General features: G+C 57.2%; 17 protein-coding genes. 5 read left to right on the top strand and 12 right to left on the bottom strand.

All coding sequences use genetic code 11. The features are described 5' to 3' along the window. Positions 1 to 165 precede the first annotated feature (165 nt). The 3 genes from BY447_RS14905 to BY447_RS23390 all read right to left on the bottom strand — a co-directional run bounded on the left by BY447_RS14905 (position 166) and on the right by BY447_RS23390 (position 1,190). Positions 166 to 468 carry a PsiF family protein gene (locus BY447_RS14905; protein ID WP_013356938.1) on the bottom strand — a complete coding sequence of 101 codons (303 nt, stop codon included), beginning with the start codon at positions 466 to 468 and terminating at the stop codon, positions 166 to 168. Positions 469 to 583: 115 nt separating this feature from the next. Beyond that, a complete protein-coding gene (gene iraP, locus BY447_RS14900) occupies positions 584 to 835 on the bottom strand; it encodes an anti-adapter protein IraP (protein WP_110331435.1) in 252 nt (83 codons plus the stop codon). Between the two features lie 202 nt (positions 836 to 1,037). Continuing rightward, positions 1,038 to 1,190 (bottom strand): hypothetical protein, encoded by a 153-nt coding sequence (locus BY447_RS23390; protein WP_167493437.1) that lies wholly within the window; start codon positions 1,188 to 1,190, stop codon positions 1,038 to 1,040. Positions 1,191 to 1,443: 253 nt separating this feature from the next. Between BY447_RS23390 and BY447_RS14895 the strand changes: the two genes are divergently transcribed. Then, the gene (locus BY447_RS14895; RefSeq protein WP_146210999.1) at positions 1,444 to 4,581 is read left to right on the top strand and encodes a beta-galactosidase; all 3,138 of its coding nucleotides are present in this window, start codon (positions 1,444 to 1,446) and stop codon (positions 4,579 to 4,581) included. Here the strand turns inward: BY447_RS14895 and BY447_RS14890 are convergent. Continuing rightward, complete coding sequence (locus BY447_RS14890; protein ID WP_323859506.1) at positions 4,463 to 5,710, bottom strand: multidrug efflux MFS transporter; 1,248 nt, start codon at positions 5,708 to 5,710, stop codon at positions 4,463 to 4,465. The genes BY447_RS14895 and BY447_RS14890 overlap by 119 nt on opposite strands. Positions 5,711 to 6,170: 460 nt before the next feature. Between BY447_RS14890 and BY447_RS14885 the strand changes: the two genes are divergently transcribed. Beyond that, positions 6,171 to 6,422 carry a biofilm development regulator YmgB/AriR family protein gene (locus tag BY447_RS14885; RefSeq protein ID WP_110331434.1) on the top strand — a complete coding sequence of 84 codons (252 nt, stop codon included), beginning with the start codon at positions 6,171 to 6,173 and terminating at the stop codon, positions 6,420 to 6,422. 9 nt (positions 6,423 to 6,431) lie between these two features. On the opposite strand, the gene BY447_RS14880 is transcribed toward BY447_RS14885, so the two are convergent. The 3 genes from BY447_RS14880 to BY447_RS14870 all read right to left on the bottom strand — a co-directional run bounded on the left by BY447_RS14880 (position 6,432) and on the right by BY447_RS14870 (position 10,083). Then, positions 6,432 to 6,752 carry a hypothetical protein gene (locus tag BY447_RS14880; RefSeq protein WP_110331433.1) on the bottom strand — a complete coding sequence of 107 codons (321 nt, stop codon included), beginning with the start codon at positions 6,750 to 6,752 and terminating at the stop codon, positions 6,432 to 6,434. Between the two features lie 155 nt (positions 6,753 to 6,907). After that, positions 6,908 to 7,204, bottom strand: coding sequence for an I78 family peptidase inhibitor (locus BY447_RS14875; RefSeq protein WP_110331432.1), 297 nt, complete (start codon positions 7,202 to 7,204; stop codon positions 6,908 to 6,910). Between the two features lie 275 nt (positions 7,205 to 7,479). Beyond that, positions 7,480 to 10,083 (bottom strand): EAL domain-containing protein, encoded by a 2,604-nt coding sequence (locus BY447_RS14870; RefSeq protein ID WP_110331431.1) that lies wholly within the window; start codon positions 10,081 to 10,083, stop codon positions 7,480 to 7,482. A gap of 213 nt (positions 10,084 to 10,296) precedes the next feature. On the opposite strand from BY447_RS14870, the gene BY447_RS14865 reads away from it, so the two are divergent. The 3 genes from BY447_RS14865 to BY447_RS14860 all read left to right on the top strand — a co-directional run bounded on the left by BY447_RS14865 (position 10,297) and on the right by BY447_RS14860 (position 11,621). Then, on the top strand, positions 10,297 to 10,947 hold the full coding sequence (locus BY447_RS14865; protein ID WP_110331950.1) for a CPBP family intramembrane glutamic endopeptidase: 651 nt from the start codon (positions 10,297 to 10,299) through the stop codon (positions 10,945 to 10,947). Between the two features lie 173 nt (positions 10,948 to 11,120). Beyond that, the gene (locus BY447_RS23385; RefSeq protein WP_003850083.1) at positions 11,121 to 11,291 is read left to right on the top strand and encodes a hypothetical protein; all 171 of its coding nucleotides are present in this window, start codon (positions 11,121 to 11,123) and stop codon (positions 11,289 to 11,291) included. A gap of 99 nt (positions 11,292 to 11,390) precedes the next feature. Further along, the gene (locus tag BY447_RS14860) at positions 11,391 to 11,621 is read left to right on the top strand and encodes a hypothetical protein (RefSeq protein ID WP_033731707.1); all 231 of its coding nucleotides are present in this window, start codon (positions 11,391 to 11,393) and stop codon (positions 11,619 to 11,621) included. Between the two features lie 115 nt (positions 11,622 to 11,736). Here the strand turns inward: BY447_RS14860 and yniD are convergent, their stop codons facing one another. From yniD to lldP, 5 genes are all read right to left on the bottom strand, one after another. Beyond that, positions 11,737 to 11,844 (bottom strand): small membrane protein YniD, encoded by a 108-nt coding sequence (gene yniD, locus BY447_RS23515; protein WP_022625163.1) that lies wholly within the window; start codon positions 11,842 to 11,844, stop codon positions 11,737 to 11,739. Between the two features lie 120 nt (positions 11,845 to 11,964). After that, positions 11,965 to 12,393 (bottom strand): OsmC family protein, encoded by a 429-nt coding sequence (locus BY447_RS14855; RefSeq protein WP_013356926.1) that lies wholly within the window; start codon positions 12,391 to 12,393, stop codon positions 11,965 to 11,967. Between the two features lie 57 nt (positions 12,394 to 12,450). Next, positions 12,451 to 13,638 carry an FMN-dependent L-lactate dehydrogenase LldD gene (gene lldD / locus BY447_RS14850; protein ID WP_110331430.1) on the bottom strand — a complete coding sequence of 396 codons (1,188 nt, stop codon included), beginning with the start codon at positions 13,636 to 13,638 and terminating at the stop codon, positions 12,451 to 12,453. Continuing rightward, positions 13,638 to 14,411, bottom strand: coding sequence for a transcriptional regulator LldR (lldR, locus tag BY447_RS14845; RefSeq protein WP_110331429.1), 774 nt, complete (start codon positions 14,409 to 14,411; stop codon positions 13,638 to 13,640). The genes lldD and lldR overlap by 1 nt, the downstream gene beginning before the upstream one ends. Further along, positions 14,408 to 16,063, bottom strand: a complete 1,656-nt coding sequence (gene lldP / locus BY447_RS14840) for an L-lactate permease (RefSeq protein WP_110331428.1) — start codon at positions 16,061 to 16,063, stop codon at positions 14,408 to 14,410. Before lldP ends, lldR begins: the two co-directional genes overlap by 4 nt. Positions 16,064 to 16,185 lie beyond the last annotated feature (122 nt).

Below are 16,185 nucleotides of genomic sequence, written 5' to 3'. Positions count from 1 at the left end.
CCCCACAAACAGTAAGTGTGGCAAAAGAACCGGGAAGCCTGATGAGGAATGTTTGTCAGAAGGTTAAGGTTTTGTTGTGGAAGGTAATTTAATCAGCGTTAAACGGAACTGAATCACTGTTGCGCGGAAAGAAGAAGCGGCCACCTGCGTGGCCGTGGGGAAGGATCAGCTTTTTTTCAGGCACTGGCTCATAAAGGTTTTACGCGCATCGCCTGCCAGCTTTTTATCGCCAGCTTCGCCGTTACAGCTTTTCATTTTCATCTGCTGCGGCGACATGTGTGACAGTTTGCTGTCTTTTTTCAGGCATTCACTCATAAAGGTTTTACGTGCATCCCCTTTGAGATCCTGTGATTTAGCATGCTGGTTACACATCGTCATCTTTTCCTGCTGCGGGGTCTTCTCCGCCGCACCCGCCAGCCCGCTGACCAGCAGGCCCGCCATCATCATCGCCATTAAACCGACTTTCATCTTGTTATCTCCACAATGGATTGTCCCCTGTTATTCTGGCAGCGAATAAGCAAAGCGGAAAATGTTTCATGTCAAAGTGATGTGAAGATCCCATTCCAGATTGGTACCGGGCTCGTTACTGGCGGGGATGCCGCAGCAGTTTTTCGATGTAATTGCGCAGCAGGCGCACATCGTCATTGTCTGCATCGGCCACGTTGTCCATGGCGGTTTCAGTCGTGGTCATCATGTCCAGATGCTGTTGCGGATCCAGCTTGCTAACCAGTGCGGTTACAACAATTTCCAGCGCCTCAATTTGCGCTATCTGCTCTTTCGCTGTCACCTCTTTTTCAGCCAGCTTAACCAGTAGTTCAGCAATCAGGTTTTTCATGCTGTTGTCTCAGCGGTGAAGAAAAGCTGAAATTATCACACGCTGGCTAAAAAAACAGAGGGCAACTCACCTTTTTTCAGCGAGTTAGCCTGCACCGCTGCGCTTTTCACGGCGATTTCCGGCTAACTTTGCAGGCGAAACGTTTTGCGGACAAACATCACCGCTGTTAAACGTTTCGCCTGCCAGCATTCAATAAGCAGACTTAACGCGGATCGACAAATCCGCGGCCCGGTCCGCCGCCAGGTCCGCCCCAGCCACCACCTCCTCCACCGCCGCCGCCAGGAGGCGGGAAAAGACATCCGCTTAATGCAGTCACTAATGCCACAACGGCAGCCAGCTTAACGATTCGTACCATATTTACCTCAGGGTGATGAAATCGGGCTGAGTGTATGAAGCCACCCGCATGGCGACAAGTGAGATTCCTCCGCATCCGGCCGCTATTCATCTTTGCTGACCAGACTTAACGTTTTACAGTCAGTAAGCCGCCACATTCTCAACACTGCGGCCCGCTATCGGGGAAAACTATTTGTGCAAATCGGGATGGCGAACGCTTTACAGCCTGAACAATTTTGCGCATTGTGAGCGCATCACATTTACAGGATATAACCATGACTCTCTCACAGGCTGCTTTCAGTGACATCCTCTCCCGGCGCGACTGGGAAAATCCGGTCGTGACCTCGCTGCATCGGCTGGATGCGCACCCGCCTTTTGCCAGCTGGCGGGACGAAGCAGCGGCGCGTGATGACACGCCCTCGGTGTCACTGCAGAGCCTGAATGGGGAGTGGGGTTTCAGTTACTTTGCGCAGCCTGAGGCGGTCCCGGCCAGCTGGTTACTGCAGGATCTACCGGATGCCAGCACGATTCCGGTGCCGGTAAACTGGCAGATGCACGGCTTTGATGCGCCTATTTACACCAACGTGCAGTATCCCATTCCGGTTAATCCCCCGTTTGTACCCAAAGAGAACCCGACAGGATGTTACTCGCTCACATTCAGCACGGACGCCGCCTGGCTCACTTCCGGGCAGACACGCATCATCTTTGACGGCGTCAATTCAGCCTTTCATCTGTGGTGCAATGGACAGTGGATTGGCTACTCTCAGGACAGCCGCCTGCCCGCCGAATTCGACCTGAGCCCTTATCTGCGACCGGGCAAAAACCGGCTGGCGGTGATGGTGCTGCGCTGGAGCGACGGCAGCTATCTTGAAGATCAGGATATGTGGCGGATGAGCGGCATTTTCCGCGATGTCACGTTACTGCATAAGCCGCAGGTGCATCTGGCTGACGTGCAACTGGAAACCCGGCTCAGCCCGGAGTTTACCCGTGCCGAGCTGCGCGCCCAGGTCCGCGTTGCCTTGCCGCCTGACCTCACCTCGCGCTATCAGCTGCGCCTGACGCTATGGCAGGGTGAACAGCCGGTTGCGCAGTGTCAGCAGCTGCTGGGCAGTGCCATTATTGACGAGCGGGGTCACTATCCTGAACGCGCCCTGCTCAGCCTGCCGGTGGAACGGCCCGCGCTGTGGAGCGCTGAAACGCCACACCTCTATCGCGCCACGCTGGCGCTGCTGGATGGGGATCAGCAGCTGATCGAGGTGGAAGCGTATGATGTCGGCTTCCGTCAGGTCACTATCGATAACGGCCTGCTCTGTCTCAACGGCAAACCGCTGCTGATCCGTGGCACTAATCGCCACGAACACCATCCGGAGCTCGGTCAGGTGGTGGATGAGGCAACGATGTGCCGCGACATTGAGCTGATGAAGCAGCACAATTTCAACGCGGTGCGCTGTTCGCACTATCCCAATCATCCGCTCTGGTATCGGCTGTGCGACCAGTACGGGCTTTATGTGGTGGATGAAGCGAATATCGAAACCCACGGCATGCAGCCGATGAACCGGCTCTCCGACGATCCCCGCTGGTTCGCTGCCTTTAGCGAACGTGTGACGCGTATGGTGCAGCGCGATCGTAATCACTGCAGCATTATTATCTGGTCGCTGGGCAATGAGTCGGGACATGGCGCCACGCATGACGCGCTCTACCGCTGGGTGAAAAGCAGCGATCCTACCCGTCCGGTTCAGTATGAAGGCGGTGGTGCGGACACCGCCGCGACCGATATCATCTGCCCGATGTATGCCAGGGTCGATGAAGATCAGCCATTCCCGGCGGTGCCGAAGTGGTCGCTGAAAAAGTGGATCGGCCTGCCGGGCGAAACGCGTCCGCTGATCCTGTGTGAGTATGCGCATGCCATGGGCAATAGCTTTGGCGGTTTCGCGAAATACTGGGAGGCCTTCCGCCAGTTCCCGCGCCTGCAGGGCGGCTTCGTCTGGGACTGGGTGGATCAGAGCCTGACCCGCTATGACGATCAGGGCAACCCGTGGCAGGCTTACGGCGGTGATTTTGGCGATAAGCCCAACGATCGTCAATTCTGTATGAACGGGCTGGTGTTTGCCGATCGCACGCCGCATCCGGCGCTGTATGAGGCGCAGCGCGCACAGCAGTTCTGGCAGTTCACCGTCGATCCCGGCGACCCGCTGAGCGTTACGGTCAGCAGCGACTACTTATTCCGTCACAGTGACAATGAAGTGCTGCGCTGGCGCATTGAGCAGGAAGGCCTGGTAGTGACGGAAGGTGAAGTTTTACTGGATATCGGCCCACAGGGTCAGCAGCGGATCACTCTGCCGTCACCGCCCGCCTTACAGGGCGAATGCTGGCTTAATGTTGCTGTTCATCAGATTCACCCGACCCGCTGGAGTGCTGCCGACTGGCGTGTCGCCTGGCATCAGTGGGCGCTGCCTTCGCTGCTGGCGCTGCCCCCGCTGCCGGAAAAAGCTGAAGCACCGGCCCTCCATGATGACGCCAGTGAGATTGTCGTCACCCATCAACAGCAACGCTGGCATTTTTCTCGCCACAGCGGCGAACTGACGCAGTGGTTCGTCAATGAGACACCGACGCTACTCTCGCCGCTTCAGGACTGCTTTATTCGCGCGCCGCTGGACAATGACATCGGCACCAGCGAAGCGGAAAGGGTAGATCCCAATGCGTGGGTCGAACGCTGGAAGGCGGCAGGATATGACCAGATGAGCAGCCAGCTGGTGTCGATAGCCGCGTATGCGTTGCCGCAGGCGGTGCAGATCGAAACGCTGCATAGCTGGCTCGCCAGTGGCAAGCTCGCCTTTATCAGCCGTAAGCGTTATCTGATCAATGCGCAGGGGGAGTTGCAGTTACAGCTTTCCGTTGAGCAATCGCGCGGATTACCGCCACCCGCGCGTATCGGCTTGCGCTGCGAGCTGGCGCAGATCCCGCAGCAGGTAAGCTGGCTCGGCCTGGGACCACATGAAAACTATCCCGATCGCCAGTTGGCCGCGCAGTTCTCACGCTGGCAACTACCGCTGGATCAGCTTTCAACACCCTACGTTTTCCCCGGTGAGAATGGTCTGCGTGGCGGCACCCGCCAGCTCGACAGCGGCAGTTGGCAGGTCAGCGGCGATTTTGCTTTCTCACTGAGCCGCTTCAGTCTGGAACAGCTGCGTGAGGCATCCCACCGCCACCTTCTGCGTCCGGAGGCGGGCTGCTGGCTGCATCTGGATGCCTTCCATATGGGCGTAGGCGGTGATGACTCCTGGAGCCCCAGCGTCAGTCCTGAGTTTTTGCTGACTCAGCAGCGCTGGCAGGCTGAACTGAAGATTTGTCAGCCGACGCGGGCAACACAGTCTTCGGACGCCGGTAAAAGCGTTTCAGAAACAGCACGTTAATCAGCACCACAACGGCGGTGGCACAAAAGACCCAGCGGAAACCTGCCACCGCCGATACTGCTGCGCCCAGTAAGGGGCCAGCAACATTGCCAAGATACATAAACGACTGGTTATAACCGAAGATCCGGCCGGTGATATTGTCACGCGAGTGACGTACCAGCAGCGTCTGTACCGCAGGCATCATCGCGCCATCGGCGAAGCCCAGCAGAAAACGTAAGACGCCCAGCTGCGTGGCACTGGTTACAAAAGACATCGCGATAAACAGCAGCAGCGAGATAACCATCGTCGCCAGCAGGATACGCTGCGTACCAATGCGGTCACCGAGTCGTCCCAAACGTGGCGCGGCCAGCAGTGCAGAGACGCCGGGCAGTGCCGCAATTACGCCACTGAGAAACGCGATATTCTCTGCGGTGGGCGCCAGCTCGCGCACAAACAGCGTCAGGATCGGGTTCACCGATCCATTGCACATCTGGATCACCATGGTGGTGAAAAACAGGCAGAGCATCAGCCTGGGGTTGTCCAGCGAGCGGAAAACCTCGCGTCCGCTGAGTTTCTCTTTTTTACTCACCGGGGTGTAACCGGTCTCTTTAATCAGGAACAGCGTCACCAGAAAGCTGACCATCAGCAGCGCCGCGGTGACGATAAATACCGTGCGCAAACCGACCCAGTCAGCCAGCAGCCCACCCAGCATCGGCCCCAGAATCACACCGCCAATCTGTCCGGTGGAGACACAGCTCAGCGCCCAGCCGCTGCGTTCACGCGGCACCTGAGCCGCCACCAGCGCCATCGCGTTGGGGATATAGCCGGAGGTCAGCCCCATCAGGGCGCGCAGCAGCAGCAACTGCCAGGCTTCGGTGACAAAAGCCTGCAGCAGGATCACCACGCCCATACCAAACGCCGCACGCAGCAGCATCAATTTACGGCCTTTGCGATCGGCCAGACTGCCCCACAGCGGGGCGACCGCCGCCGAAACCACGAAGGTGATACTGAAGGTGAGCCCCGACCAGAGACTCAGGGACTCGCCTCCGGTGACGCCAAGCTGCTCAAGGTAGAGCGGCAGAAACGGGATAATCTGGCTGATGGCCAGGCCAGTAAAAAAACAGCCAAACCAGACCGAGATCAGGTTTATCTTCTAGGGTTCAATAATGCGTGGCATGAGCAGATAATTCAAAGAGAGGGAGTACTTAGTTTAACGCGACGATTCTTAACGTGACCGACATAACATGGCACAAACGGCAAAAGACCGGATTCCTCTTGATTCAGCGCAATTACCCGCGAAAATTTTCTCTGACCAGCGGTTTACAGCGTGAATCCCGTGGCCAACGGCCTGCCCTGGCACCCTCTTCCTCAACCATGCCTCATCAATATGGAAAAATATGTCATTCTGTTACTGACAACGATTCACGCCGCTTCTATGTTTAAAAAATCGCCAGTCGTGGCGATATGGCGTTCATTCTGCCTGGCGCGACGTCCTCCGCTAAAAAACGGTCCAGGCCATCCGGCTACGCGAGGCAGTTCAGCTTATGACATGCATAGATGCCCTTACACCTGTGTAAGGGTCGGGGTAGTGTTTCAGCGGAGGTAGGGAAATGAGAGTGCAAACGAACAGTGCCAGCCGCGCTATCAGTGACTATTTCAACAGCCCGAACTGGCGAACACCGCCAGAGTCCGATCTGCTGGCGGTTATTCTGCGTGAAATTATGGAGGCGGGAGAACCCGCAACCAGTAAGGCACTGATTGCGCGGGTGATCGACAAACTGGAAGTGGAAGGCGATGAAGCGCAGTTACAGCGGTATCGCACCCTGCTGGCACAGCTCATCGACACGCAGCCGTCGGTATAAAACGGCGGTTTACTTCACCCAGCGCAGTTTATCCGCTTCGCTGACGCTGGCCCGTCCGCTGCTGCGCTGAAACAGGCAGAGCTCCCGTCCACGCCTGTTTTTCATATGCTGCTGGGGATAGCGCCCCTCCAGCAACAGTGCGCTGTAACCTGTGTTGTCGTCATACTCAATCGGCTCGCCCAGCACCTTTACTTTGCTCAGGTGGCTGGCGTTAATACACGCCTGTGTCATGATCTGACGGCTCTTCTGCCAGGCTGCTTCACTGGATGCCTGTGCCAGCGTGCTGCTGAGTAACAACGTGGGCAGCAGTGCCACGATGATGCGTTTCATCTTCTCCGCTCCTGTTCCGGCCCGAAGGCGCTAAAAAAATTCCCGCCGGGGCGGGAATAAACAAGACGAGCACTATTTATTGTGTGACGAGGAAGTTTCTTAAACGCGCTGCTATCCTCGCCTGCCGTTATGACAAGCCTATGACAGACCGGCCGTCAGCCACAATAAACTGAGCTGATATTGCCATTTTTGTCGGCCAGGAAGTTAAGCCGGTTGAGGTTGAAGTCCATGGTGACCGCAGAATTGTAGGGGATTGGACGCACCTGCTGTTCAAAGTGTTGACCCTGAAGCACGGTTAACGATTTGCCGACATAGTTCTGAAACTGAGAGGCACCGCAGCGGTCGGCTTCAGGATCCTGCGGCACACTGGCGGTGTCAGGTTTACTGGCAGACTGACAGGCGGTTAATGCAAACAGACCCACTACCAGCAGCCCTTTTCCATAAAATTTCACGTTTGTTCTCCTGTTGGACGTGTAAAACCTGCCCCAAGAGTAGCAAAGCGTGCCTGCTGACCAGAAGCCGGAAAAGGTAAAGTTGTTACAGTGAGCGCTTATCCGGGTGTCTCACAGGGTCGTTTTTTAAGATTAATCGCACTCACTACCTAAAAAAAGCACAGTGAGCCGCTACACTATCTTAAGACTATTCTTAGCCCTGTGGAGGTCATGATGGAACTGATTATTTTTGTTGTCTGCGCAATACTGATGACCGCCGTGGCGGTCAAAGTCCGTTAGACCGGCTCAGCCTGATTCTGCGTTGTTCTTTCCAGAAGCGTACTGAATGCAGCCAACGGCATCGGCCGACCGAGGAAGTAGCCTTGCCCCTCTTCGCACGAGAGCTGTTTTAGCTGGTTCAGCTGCGCTTCTGTCTCAATTCCCTCCGCCGTAATCGTCAGGGCAAAGGCACGTGCCAGCGCAATAATGCCCGCCACGACCGATTGCGCCTGCTGCGACTCCGGGAAATCTTTCATCCAGGAGCGATCAATTTTCAGACCGTTAAACGGGAAGGTCTTCAGGTAGCCCAGCGCGGCATAGCCGGTGCCGAAATCGTCAACGGTTAATCTCACGCCCAGCGACCGTAAGCCCTGCATCACCTCAAGCGCATGCTGTGGATGTTCAAAGGTGACATTCTCCGTGATCTCCAGCTCCAGCCTTGTCGCTGGCAGACCACTTTTCGCCAGCGCATCTGCCACCCGTTGCACCAGATCGCTGGTGCGAAACTCCATCGGCGAAATATTGACTGACACATAGCGATCGCCGCCCCAGCCCAGCGCATCCTGGCAGGCGCGCATCAGAACCCAGTCGCTGATAGTGGCGATCAGACCGCTCTCTTCCGCCAGCGGAATAAAGTGGTCAGGCGTAATCCACTGATCCGGGGCAATCTGCCAGCGAATCAGTGCTTCAGCGCCGGCCAGCTGACCGGTCAGCAGCTGATAACGGGGCTGATAGTGCAGACGAAATTCGTTGTTAGTCAGCGCTTTCTCAATGCGCCGCGCCATTTCACGCTTATCTTCGCGCTGGCTCGCCATTTCATTGGCGTACCAGACCCACTGATTACGTCCCGCATCGCGTGCTTCATTCAGTGCGATATCCGCCATCTGCAGCAGCGCTTCCGGATGGCTGGCATCCTGCGGCGCACAGGCAATGCCCATGCTGATGGTGAGATAGTGGACATGCTGGCCGGTGCTGACTGGCTGCTGAACCTCGTGCACCAGCTGAGCACAACGCTGATCGATCCGCTCACGGTTCGTTTCCCGCAACACCAGGACAAATTCATCTCCGCTCAGCCGCGCCACCAGCTCCTGCGGGCCGATACAGTGCTTCAGACGCTGCGCTATCTGGCTCAGTACCTCATCGCCCGCCGCATGGCCCCAGGTTTCATTGATTGGCCGGAACTGATCGAGATCGAGAGTAATCAGCGTCAGCGGCGCAGCGCCATCAGGCAGCGCAAGGTGCAGCGTCAGAAACTCCAGCAGCTGCACGCGGTTCGAGAGACCGGTTAAAACGTCGTGACGCGACAGAAACTGAATGCGAGCCTCCGCTTCCATGCCCTGGGTAATGTCCGATACCGTGCCGCGAAACCCGATACGTCGCGCATCATGCCAGATGGTTTTCGCTACCAGCTGACCGATGCGGCGGTGACCCTGAGCCGACATAAACTGACAGCGCAGCGGCATCTGTTGCTCTTCCGCCTCCTGCCGCAGCAGCCAGGCGACCAGCGAATGGCTGGGATGAGTCAGCAGGTGATCGATGTGACGTCCCAGCCAGTGTGTGATGTCATGGCCGGTAAGGGTATGAAAACGCGCTGACAGATAGACCAGACGGCCCTCTTCATCCGTTTCCCAGATCCAGTCTGACGCCGCCTCAGCGAGATCGCGAAACCGCGCTTCACTGTTGGCAAGCTCCTGCTGACTGATTGCCAGCATGGCAAAGCGGCGGTCAGAGAGAATCGCATTAGAGAGCGCATGGCGGCTGACGCGATGGGTGATGATGCCGATGATGATCGCCGTCAGCAGCAGCAGTGGCAACAGCAACCCGATCAGGCCCATGCCCGGCATTTTTGACGTCCAGCGCAGCACAATGGGCTCGCTGCCTGGCAACGGGAGTACCATTCGCGGTTCACGCAGGGCATCCTCTTCACTGGCGGGCAGACGCAGTTCGCGCACATCCAGCGTCGCGCCGAGTGCCTGTAATTTGGCGGGTGTGAACAGATTCACGAACACCATGATAGACGCAGGTCCGGCCATAGGCGGCACGTTCGGCAGTTTACCGCTGCTGATAGGTGCAGCCACCACAATCGCGGGCAGATGATTGATCAGCGCATTGCGGGTCATCGCTTTATTATTGAGCTGACGCGCTGCCGCAATAAGCAACGGTGTTTCATTACCCAGCCAGGCTTCCAGCGACGTATCCGCCAGTTGCCCATTAATCACGCTGTAGGTAGTGCGGCCTTTGCCGTCAACCACGAACACGCCTTCATAGTGATACTCTTCGTAAAGACCCGGTCCGAAGTTCTCTTCGTCAAACGCCCAGACCTTGTTCACCCTGACATGGAGATTGCGCCAGGCTTCTCCCCAGAAGGCATAATCCCGGATATCGGTGACCATCGCCTCCTGACGATTTTGCCACGTCTGCTGCATCAGCATGCGGTCATGCTCAACCGATGCGCTGTTCTGACGCTGCGCAATCGTCAGCACCATCAGCATCGAGAGCACCAGCACACCAGACAGCAGCAGCGAAAGCGTACGCAGGCTGCGCCGCGTAAAGCGGACAGTGCGATCTTCAGCGGCATGTCTGAATGGCGGCGACGGCGGCGCCGGAGGGTTAAAAGTCATTAAGAGTGCTCACTACACAGCCAGGGGTTGAGATCACAGACCTGCAATACAACATGCGTTGCTGGCCAGATTAGTTTCATCAGTTATCGGCCTGGGTGCTCTGGTGTTTAGTCTGCGGCTAACATTTTGCGCTTAAATAATGTGTAACAGGCTCACTCGACAGCGATCGGGTGCATTGCTACTATGCGCTTACCTTCGCTGGCTGAGTCGCCTATGAACACCAATTCCGACAGAGTGACCCTGACGCTGTTCTACGTCGGCAGCTTTGTGGTCTATTACCTGGTTACCATGCTGATCACGCTGTTCCCTAATTACAGCGTGCTGCGTAATGACGGCCTGCTGGTGCCCGTACTCTGCCTGTTTGAATTTGCTGTTATCTATCCGCTTTATCGCTTCTACTGCCAGCGCCGCACCGATTTGCCGCTGGGTGAACTTTATACGCTGCAAACCCTGCTGTTTACCGGCGCGCTGTTTGTGCTGATGGCGGCACAGATGCAGTTCATGCAGCCGGAAGGCTGGCTGGTGATGCAGGCCCAGCAGGGACGCAATTCGCTGTTGATCCTGCTGCTGACCGCCGTACTGCTGGCGCCGGTGTTTGAAGAGGTGATGTTCCGCGGTTTCCTGTTACAGGGTTTTCTGCTGTGGGCGCCGCGCAGCCGTTTCGCCTGCATGCTGCTGACCTCACTGCTGTTTGCGGTGATGCATACACAGTATGTGCACTGGCAGACCCTTATCGCTCTGACGCTGTTTTCACTGCTGCTCTGCTATGCGCGGCTGCGGAGTAACAGTCTGGCGCTGCCCATTTTCCTGCACACCCTGAATAACCTGATTGCGCTGCTGCCCGCCTGGTATTTCGCTGGCTGACTCCCCGCCTGCGTCCTTGTCTTACACAGCCCTCATCCTGCCGCAGACCGCTTCCTGGCAGGTCATAGCTCACACTGACAATGCCGCCCCGTCACGTTTGTCTATACTGGATGTTAAAAAGGGATAAAAAGCACCACAGTCCGGACCACCAGACCGTGTAAAGGAGAGGATCTATGTTGATAGGATTTGTGTTGTTAGTGAGCGCGTGTGGCTACGACGCCTGCGAAGCGCTGCCGGTCTCGGAGCGCATTTATCCGACGAAGGTGGACTGTGAAACGATGGCAAACCGTATTCATAAAGTCAGACCGAATGTGGTCCTGCTTTGTGGTGAGGTCCATCGCTGATTCAGGACCAGATTCAATAAAGCAGGGCTGCAACATTGCAAGCTGGCGCTTTAGCGTACAAAATATAAGCTGTTGTTACCCATTACCGTTGTGAATCCCATGAAAACATCACGCCCCCGTCGTCCTGGTGGACGCTGGGTTTACTATCTTTTGTATGATGGCATTCTGTGGCCCTGCCCCGTCCGATGGGAGTGGGAGAGCAGCTATGGCGGCTGGTTGCCATTTTATTACACGCCAACGTTTGAGTTTGTGGTGGGCGATCCGCGTAAGGCTTATCGCATTGCGCGCAGCGATGTGCGGACTAAACGGCGCGAGGATGCCTTTGTCTGAATGCGTTTATCGCCACGGCAGCCACGAGGCGGTGAGCAGAAAATAAACCACTTCCAGTACGATAATTACCATCACTAATATGCCCAGCGAGTGGCGACTAATCCACTTCATCTGCTCAGGCCCAGATCATGGCAGCCCAGCGTATCAGCAGCAGCGCGCCGCAAATGCACAACAGAACCAGCACCATCTTCCAGTACTTTTTGGCCGCCCGGTATCTTGTCACCTCGGTCTCCCCTAATCAGAAAGCGAAGATGCGCCAGAAGGCGCATCTGTTCCGGTCAGCAACAGGACCGGGAGGCATAGCATAACGTCCGGGCCACCAAAAGGCGACCCGTTGCCGGCATCAGTTGTTCAGGGTGTAATCCAGCGTAATTTCCGCGTTCAGTACCTGAGAAACCGGGCAGCCCGCTTTGGCTTTGTTAATGATTTCGTCGAAGGTCGACTCATCAATGCCTGGCAGGGAGATGGTGCTGGTCAGCGCCACTTTGGTGATGGCAAAGCCCTCGCCTTTTTTATCCAGTGACACATCAGCCGTGGTATCAATGCTTTCCGGTTTATGGCCCGCATTGCCCAGCATCAGCGACAGTGCCATGGAGAAACAGGCCGCATGCGCTGCACCAATCAGTTCTTCCGGGTTGGTGCCTTTGACGCCTTCGAAACGGGTATTAAAGCCATAAGGCTGCTGGCTCAGCACGCCGCTTTCGGTGCTGACGGTGCCTTTGCCTTTAATATCGCCTTCCCAGTGCGCCGAACCTTTCTTATGAATGGTCATGTCATTCCTCCTGTTGGTAAAGAAGCTAAGTATAGACAATACATTCATTTTCGCAGGCTAACTCACCGCGCGGGGACGTGATACCGTGCCTGTTGGTGTCAGCAGCGCCTCCGCCTGCACCAGCGAATCGCGGGTAATTTCACTTATCGATTTTGCGCCGGTCAGCGTCATGGCCACGCGCATCTCTTTCTCAATCAGGTTCAGCAGGTTTTCCACGCCGCGCTGTCCATGGGTCGCCAGCGCATAGATAAATGCACGTCCCAGCAGCACGCTATCTGCCCCCAGCGCAATCATCCGCACCACATCCAGCCCGTTGCGAATACCGCTGTCTGCCAGAATAGTAATGTCACCTTTGACCGCATCGGCAATCGCTGGCAGCGCACGGGCTGAGGAGAGCACGCCATCCAGCTGGCGTCCGCCGTGATTAGAGACCACGATGCCATCCGCGCCAAAACGTACCGCGTCGCGTGCATCTTCCGGATCGAGAATGCCCTTGATCACCATCGGCCCGTCCCAGAACTCGCGGATCCACTCAAGATCGCGCCACGAGATCGAGGGATCAAAGTTGTTCGCCAGCCAGCCAATATAATCTTCCAGCCCGGTCGGCTTGCCGAGATAGGCGGAGATGTTCCCCAGATCGTGCGGACGGCCCTGTAGTCCCACATCCAGCGCCCACTGTGGATGGGTGACCGCCTGCCAGTAACGACGCAGCGCCGCGTGATTACCGCTCATCCCGGAGTGCGCATCGCGATAGCGCGCGCCCGGCGTCGGCATATCCACGGTAAACACCAGCGTTGAACAACCAGCGGCTTTTGCACGCTCCAGCGCATTGCGCATAAAGCCGCGGTCACGCAGCACGTAAAGCTGGAACCACATCGGACGATTGATCTGCGGGGCCACCTCTTCAATCGGGCAGACCGAGACTGTCGACAGGGTAAACGGAATGCCTTTCAGGGCTGCCGCACGCGCCGCCTGCACTTCGCCGCGACGGGCATACATGCCGCACAGGCCGACCGGTGCCAGCGCAACCGGCATCGACAGGGTTTCATTAAATAATTTCGTTTCGAGGCTAAGTTCCGACATGTTCTTCAGAATGCGCTGGCGCAGCGCCACGTCAGAAAGGTCCTCCACGTTACGTCGCAGGGTGTGCTCGGCGTAAGCCCCGCCATCAAGATAGTGAAACAGGAACGGCGGCAGGATACGTTGCGCGGCGGCGCGATAGTCACTGGCAGCTGAGATAATCATCAGTCAGATTCCTTTGGGTTGCGTGTGTCGTTATCCGGTAAGCGTGTGATGCGCGCCTGGCGCGCTTCATCTTCATGGAGACTTTTCAGCGTGGTATGGACAAAGCCCAGATGCTGCATCGCCGCCTGACGGGCCGCGTCGGCGTCGCCCGCGAGGATCGCATCCAGCAGCCCCCGATGCTGTTCCGTCAGGCGGGCAAAAATGGCTGGCTGGGTGTACATGCGCTGACGGCTCTGCATCACCGACGACTGCAGCAGCTCGAAAAAGCCGCGCATGGTCTGCAGCAGCACCACATTGTGTGACGCCTCGGCAATCGCCAGATGGAAGCGCACATCCGCCTGGGCAGCGAGGTCGGGATCGTCACTCTCTTTCAGCTTCAGGGTGGCGTCAAAGGCGTACTGCAGCTTCTCTTTGTCGGCATCGGTGGCGCGCAGTGCCGCATGCCAGGCAGTACTGGCCTCGATGGCATGGCGCGCTTCCAGAATGTCGTAGCGGTAGTCGGGATCGTCGCGCAGCAGCTGGCGAATCGGTTCGACGATGCGCTGTTCCGACCAGGGTGCCAGCTGCTGACGAATCCAGGTGCCGCCGCCGCGCCGGCTGATGAGTATGCCGCTGCTGATCAGCTGCTGTATCGCTTCACGCAGCGAGGAACGTGAGACGCCGAGTTCAGCAGAGAGCTGGCGCTCGGCGGGCAGGCGCATGCCCGGCTCGAGCTGATGTTCGGTGATATAGGCCCGCAGGCGTGTCACCAGCGGATCGGCAGTGTTGCTCATGGGATCATCCAGGGGAAGACGTAGGCCTGAAGTGTGGTAATCACCCCCACCATACAGGTGAAAATCAGGCTGTGTTTAACCGTAAACCGGAACAGGTCGGACTCTTTTCCCACCAGCCCGACCGCCGCACAGGCGATGGCGATCGACTGCGGCGAGATCATCTTACCCGTCACACCGCCGGTAGTATGAGCCGCTACCAGCAGAACATCGGAAACGCCGATCTGCTGGGCGGTAGTCGCCTGTAACGCGGCAAACAGCGCATTCGATGAGGTATCGGATCCGGTCAGGAAGACGCCCAGCCAGCCCAGGAACGGCGAGAAGAAAGTAAATGCATGGCCGGTGTGCGCCAGTGCCAGAGCAAGCGTGGCAGAGAGACCGGAATAGTTGGAGATAAACGCAAAGGCCAGCACCATCCCGATGGAGTAGATCGGCAGTGCCAGCTCTCTCAGCGTTTCACCAAAGGTCTGCAGCGCTGCCTTTGGCTTCATGCGCAGGAACAGCATCGCCATAATCGCCGCAATTAAAATGGCGGTGCCGGTGGCGGAAATCAGATCCAGCTTAAAGATCGCCGGGTAAGGCGTGGCGCTGCCGACCACGGGCGGCATCCGCGCCACCAGCTCATTCAGCATCGGCACCGGCACCGCCAGCACCCACTCATAGAGTGCACCACCTTTGGCGAACAGCGCTTTAAAAGGCGGGATGCTCCAGAGCGTGACGGTGGCGGTGAGAAACAGGAACGGCATCCACGCCCGGATCACCTGCCCCAGCCGATACTTCTGTGGCGGTTGCAGCACATCGCCGTGCTTCGCCTCTGCATCGGCAAAACGAAAGATGCGTACCGGTTTCCAGACCCGCAGGAACAGCGTTAGCGAAATCAGCGAGGCGAGCGACGAGATAATATCGGGCAGCTCCGGCCCCAGGAAGTTGGAGCTGAGGAACTGGGCAAGGGCAAAGGATCCACCCGCCACAACGACCGCTGGCCAGGTCTCTTTCACGCCGCGCCAGCCATCCATAATCGCCATAATCCAGAACAGCACAATCAGCGTCAGCAGCGGCAACTGGCGTCCGGCCATCTGGCCGATGGCGAAGCTATCCAGTCCGGTGACCTGACCCGCCACGATAATCGGAATGCCCATTGCGCCAAAAGCGACCGGCGCGGTATTCACAATCAGGCAGAGCCCGGCAGCGTAGAGCGGATTAAATCCCAGCCCCACCAGCAGCGCCGCGGTAATCGCCACCGGCGCTCCAAAGCCTGCCGCGCCTTCCAGAAACGCCCCGAACGAGAAGCCGACAATCAGCATCTGCAGACGCTGATCGGGGGTAATGGAGAGGATAGATGCACGGATAATATCGAACTGACCGGTTTTGACCGAGATTTTGTAGACGAACACGGCGGCGACAATAATCCAGGCAATCGGCCACAGCCCATAGAGAAAACCGTACACCACGGCGGCCAGCGCCTGGGCAACGGGCATCTGATAGAGAAACAGCGCCACCAGCAGCGCCAGCACCACGGTGGTGGTGGCGGCCAGATAGCCTTTCATCTTCAGCTTAATCAGTGCAAAGAAGAAAAACAGAATCGGGATCAGCGCGACCAGGCTTGAGAGCCAGATATTACCCAGCGGATCGTAGTTTTGTTGCCAGATCTGCATGCCAGTATCTCCAGAGGAAAAGGTGATGTGGCATGCAGATGCAGTACTGTATGCCATCTGCCCCCGGATTGGTCAGACCAAACCGCTGTATTGGGGCTTATGGCAACAGATAGTTAATGCAT

Origin of the sequence: Pantoea sp. JKS000250, from assembly GCF_003201065.1 — a bacterium.
Lineage (GTDB): Bacteria > Pseudomonadota > Gammaproteobacteria > Enterobacterales > Enterobacteriaceae > Pantoea > Pantoea vagans.
Note: the sequence above shows the minus strand (reverse complement) of the source record. Positions and strands in the feature narration are given on the sequence as shown.

What these genes read in the sequence shown, in the direction of transcription:
- BY447_RS14905 (WP_013356938.1), bottom strand. Translation starts at nt 468, where the DNA reads ATGAAAGTCGGTTTAATGGCGATGATGATGGCGGGCCTGCTGGTCAGC.
- iraP (WP_110331435.1), bottom strand. Translation starts at nt 835, where the DNA reads ATGAAAAACCTGATTGCTGAACTACTGGTTAAGCTGGCTGAAAAAGAG.
- BY447_RS23390 (WP_167493437.1), bottom strand. Translation starts at nt 1,190, where the DNA reads ATGGTACGAATCGTTAAGCTGGCTGCCGTTGTGGCATTAGTGACTGCA.
- BY447_RS14895 (WP_146210999.1), top strand. Translation starts at nt 1,444, where the DNA reads ATGACTCTCTCACAGGCTGCTTTCAGTGACATCCTCTCCCGGCGCGAC.
- BY447_RS14885 (WP_110331434.1), top strand. Translation starts at nt 6,171, where the DNA reads ATGAGAGTGCAAACGAACAGTGCCAGCCGCGCTATCAGTGACTATTTC.
- BY447_RS14880 (WP_110331433.1), bottom strand. Translation starts at nt 6,752, where the DNA reads ATGAAACGCATCATCGTGGCACTGCTGCCCACGTTGTTACTCAGCAGC.
- BY447_RS14870 (WP_110331431.1), bottom strand. Translation starts at nt 10,083, where the DNA reads ATGACTTTTAACCCTCCGGCGCCGCCGTCGCCGCCATTCAGACATGCC.
- BY447_RS14865 (WP_110331950.1), top strand. Translation starts at nt 10,297, where the DNA reads ATGAACACCAATTCCGACAGAGTGACCCTGACGCTGTTCTACGTCGGC.
- BY447_RS23385 (WP_003850083.1), top strand. Translation starts at nt 11,121, where the DNA reads ATGTTGATAGGATTTGTGTTGTTAGTGAGCGCGTGTGGCTACGACGCC.
- BY447_RS14860 (WP_033731707.1), top strand. Translation starts at nt 11,391, where the DNA reads ATGAAAACATCACGCCCCCGTCGTCCTGGTGGACGCTGGGTTTACTAT.
- BY447_RS14855 (WP_013356926.1), bottom strand. Translation starts at nt 12,393, where the DNA reads ATGACCATTCATAAGAAAGGTTCGGCGCACTGGGAAGGCGATATTAAA.
- lldD (WP_110331430.1), bottom strand. Translation starts at nt 13,638, where the DNA reads ATGATTATCTCAGCTGCCAGTGACTATCGCGCCGCCGCGCAACGTATC.
- lldR (WP_110331429.1), bottom strand. Translation starts at nt 14,411, where the DNA reads ATGAGCAACACTGCCGATCCGCTGGTGACACGCCTGCGGGCCTATATC.
- lldP (WP_110331428.1), bottom strand. Translation starts at nt 16,063, where the DNA reads ATGCAGATCTGGCAACAAAACTACGATCCGCTGGGTAATATCTGGCTC.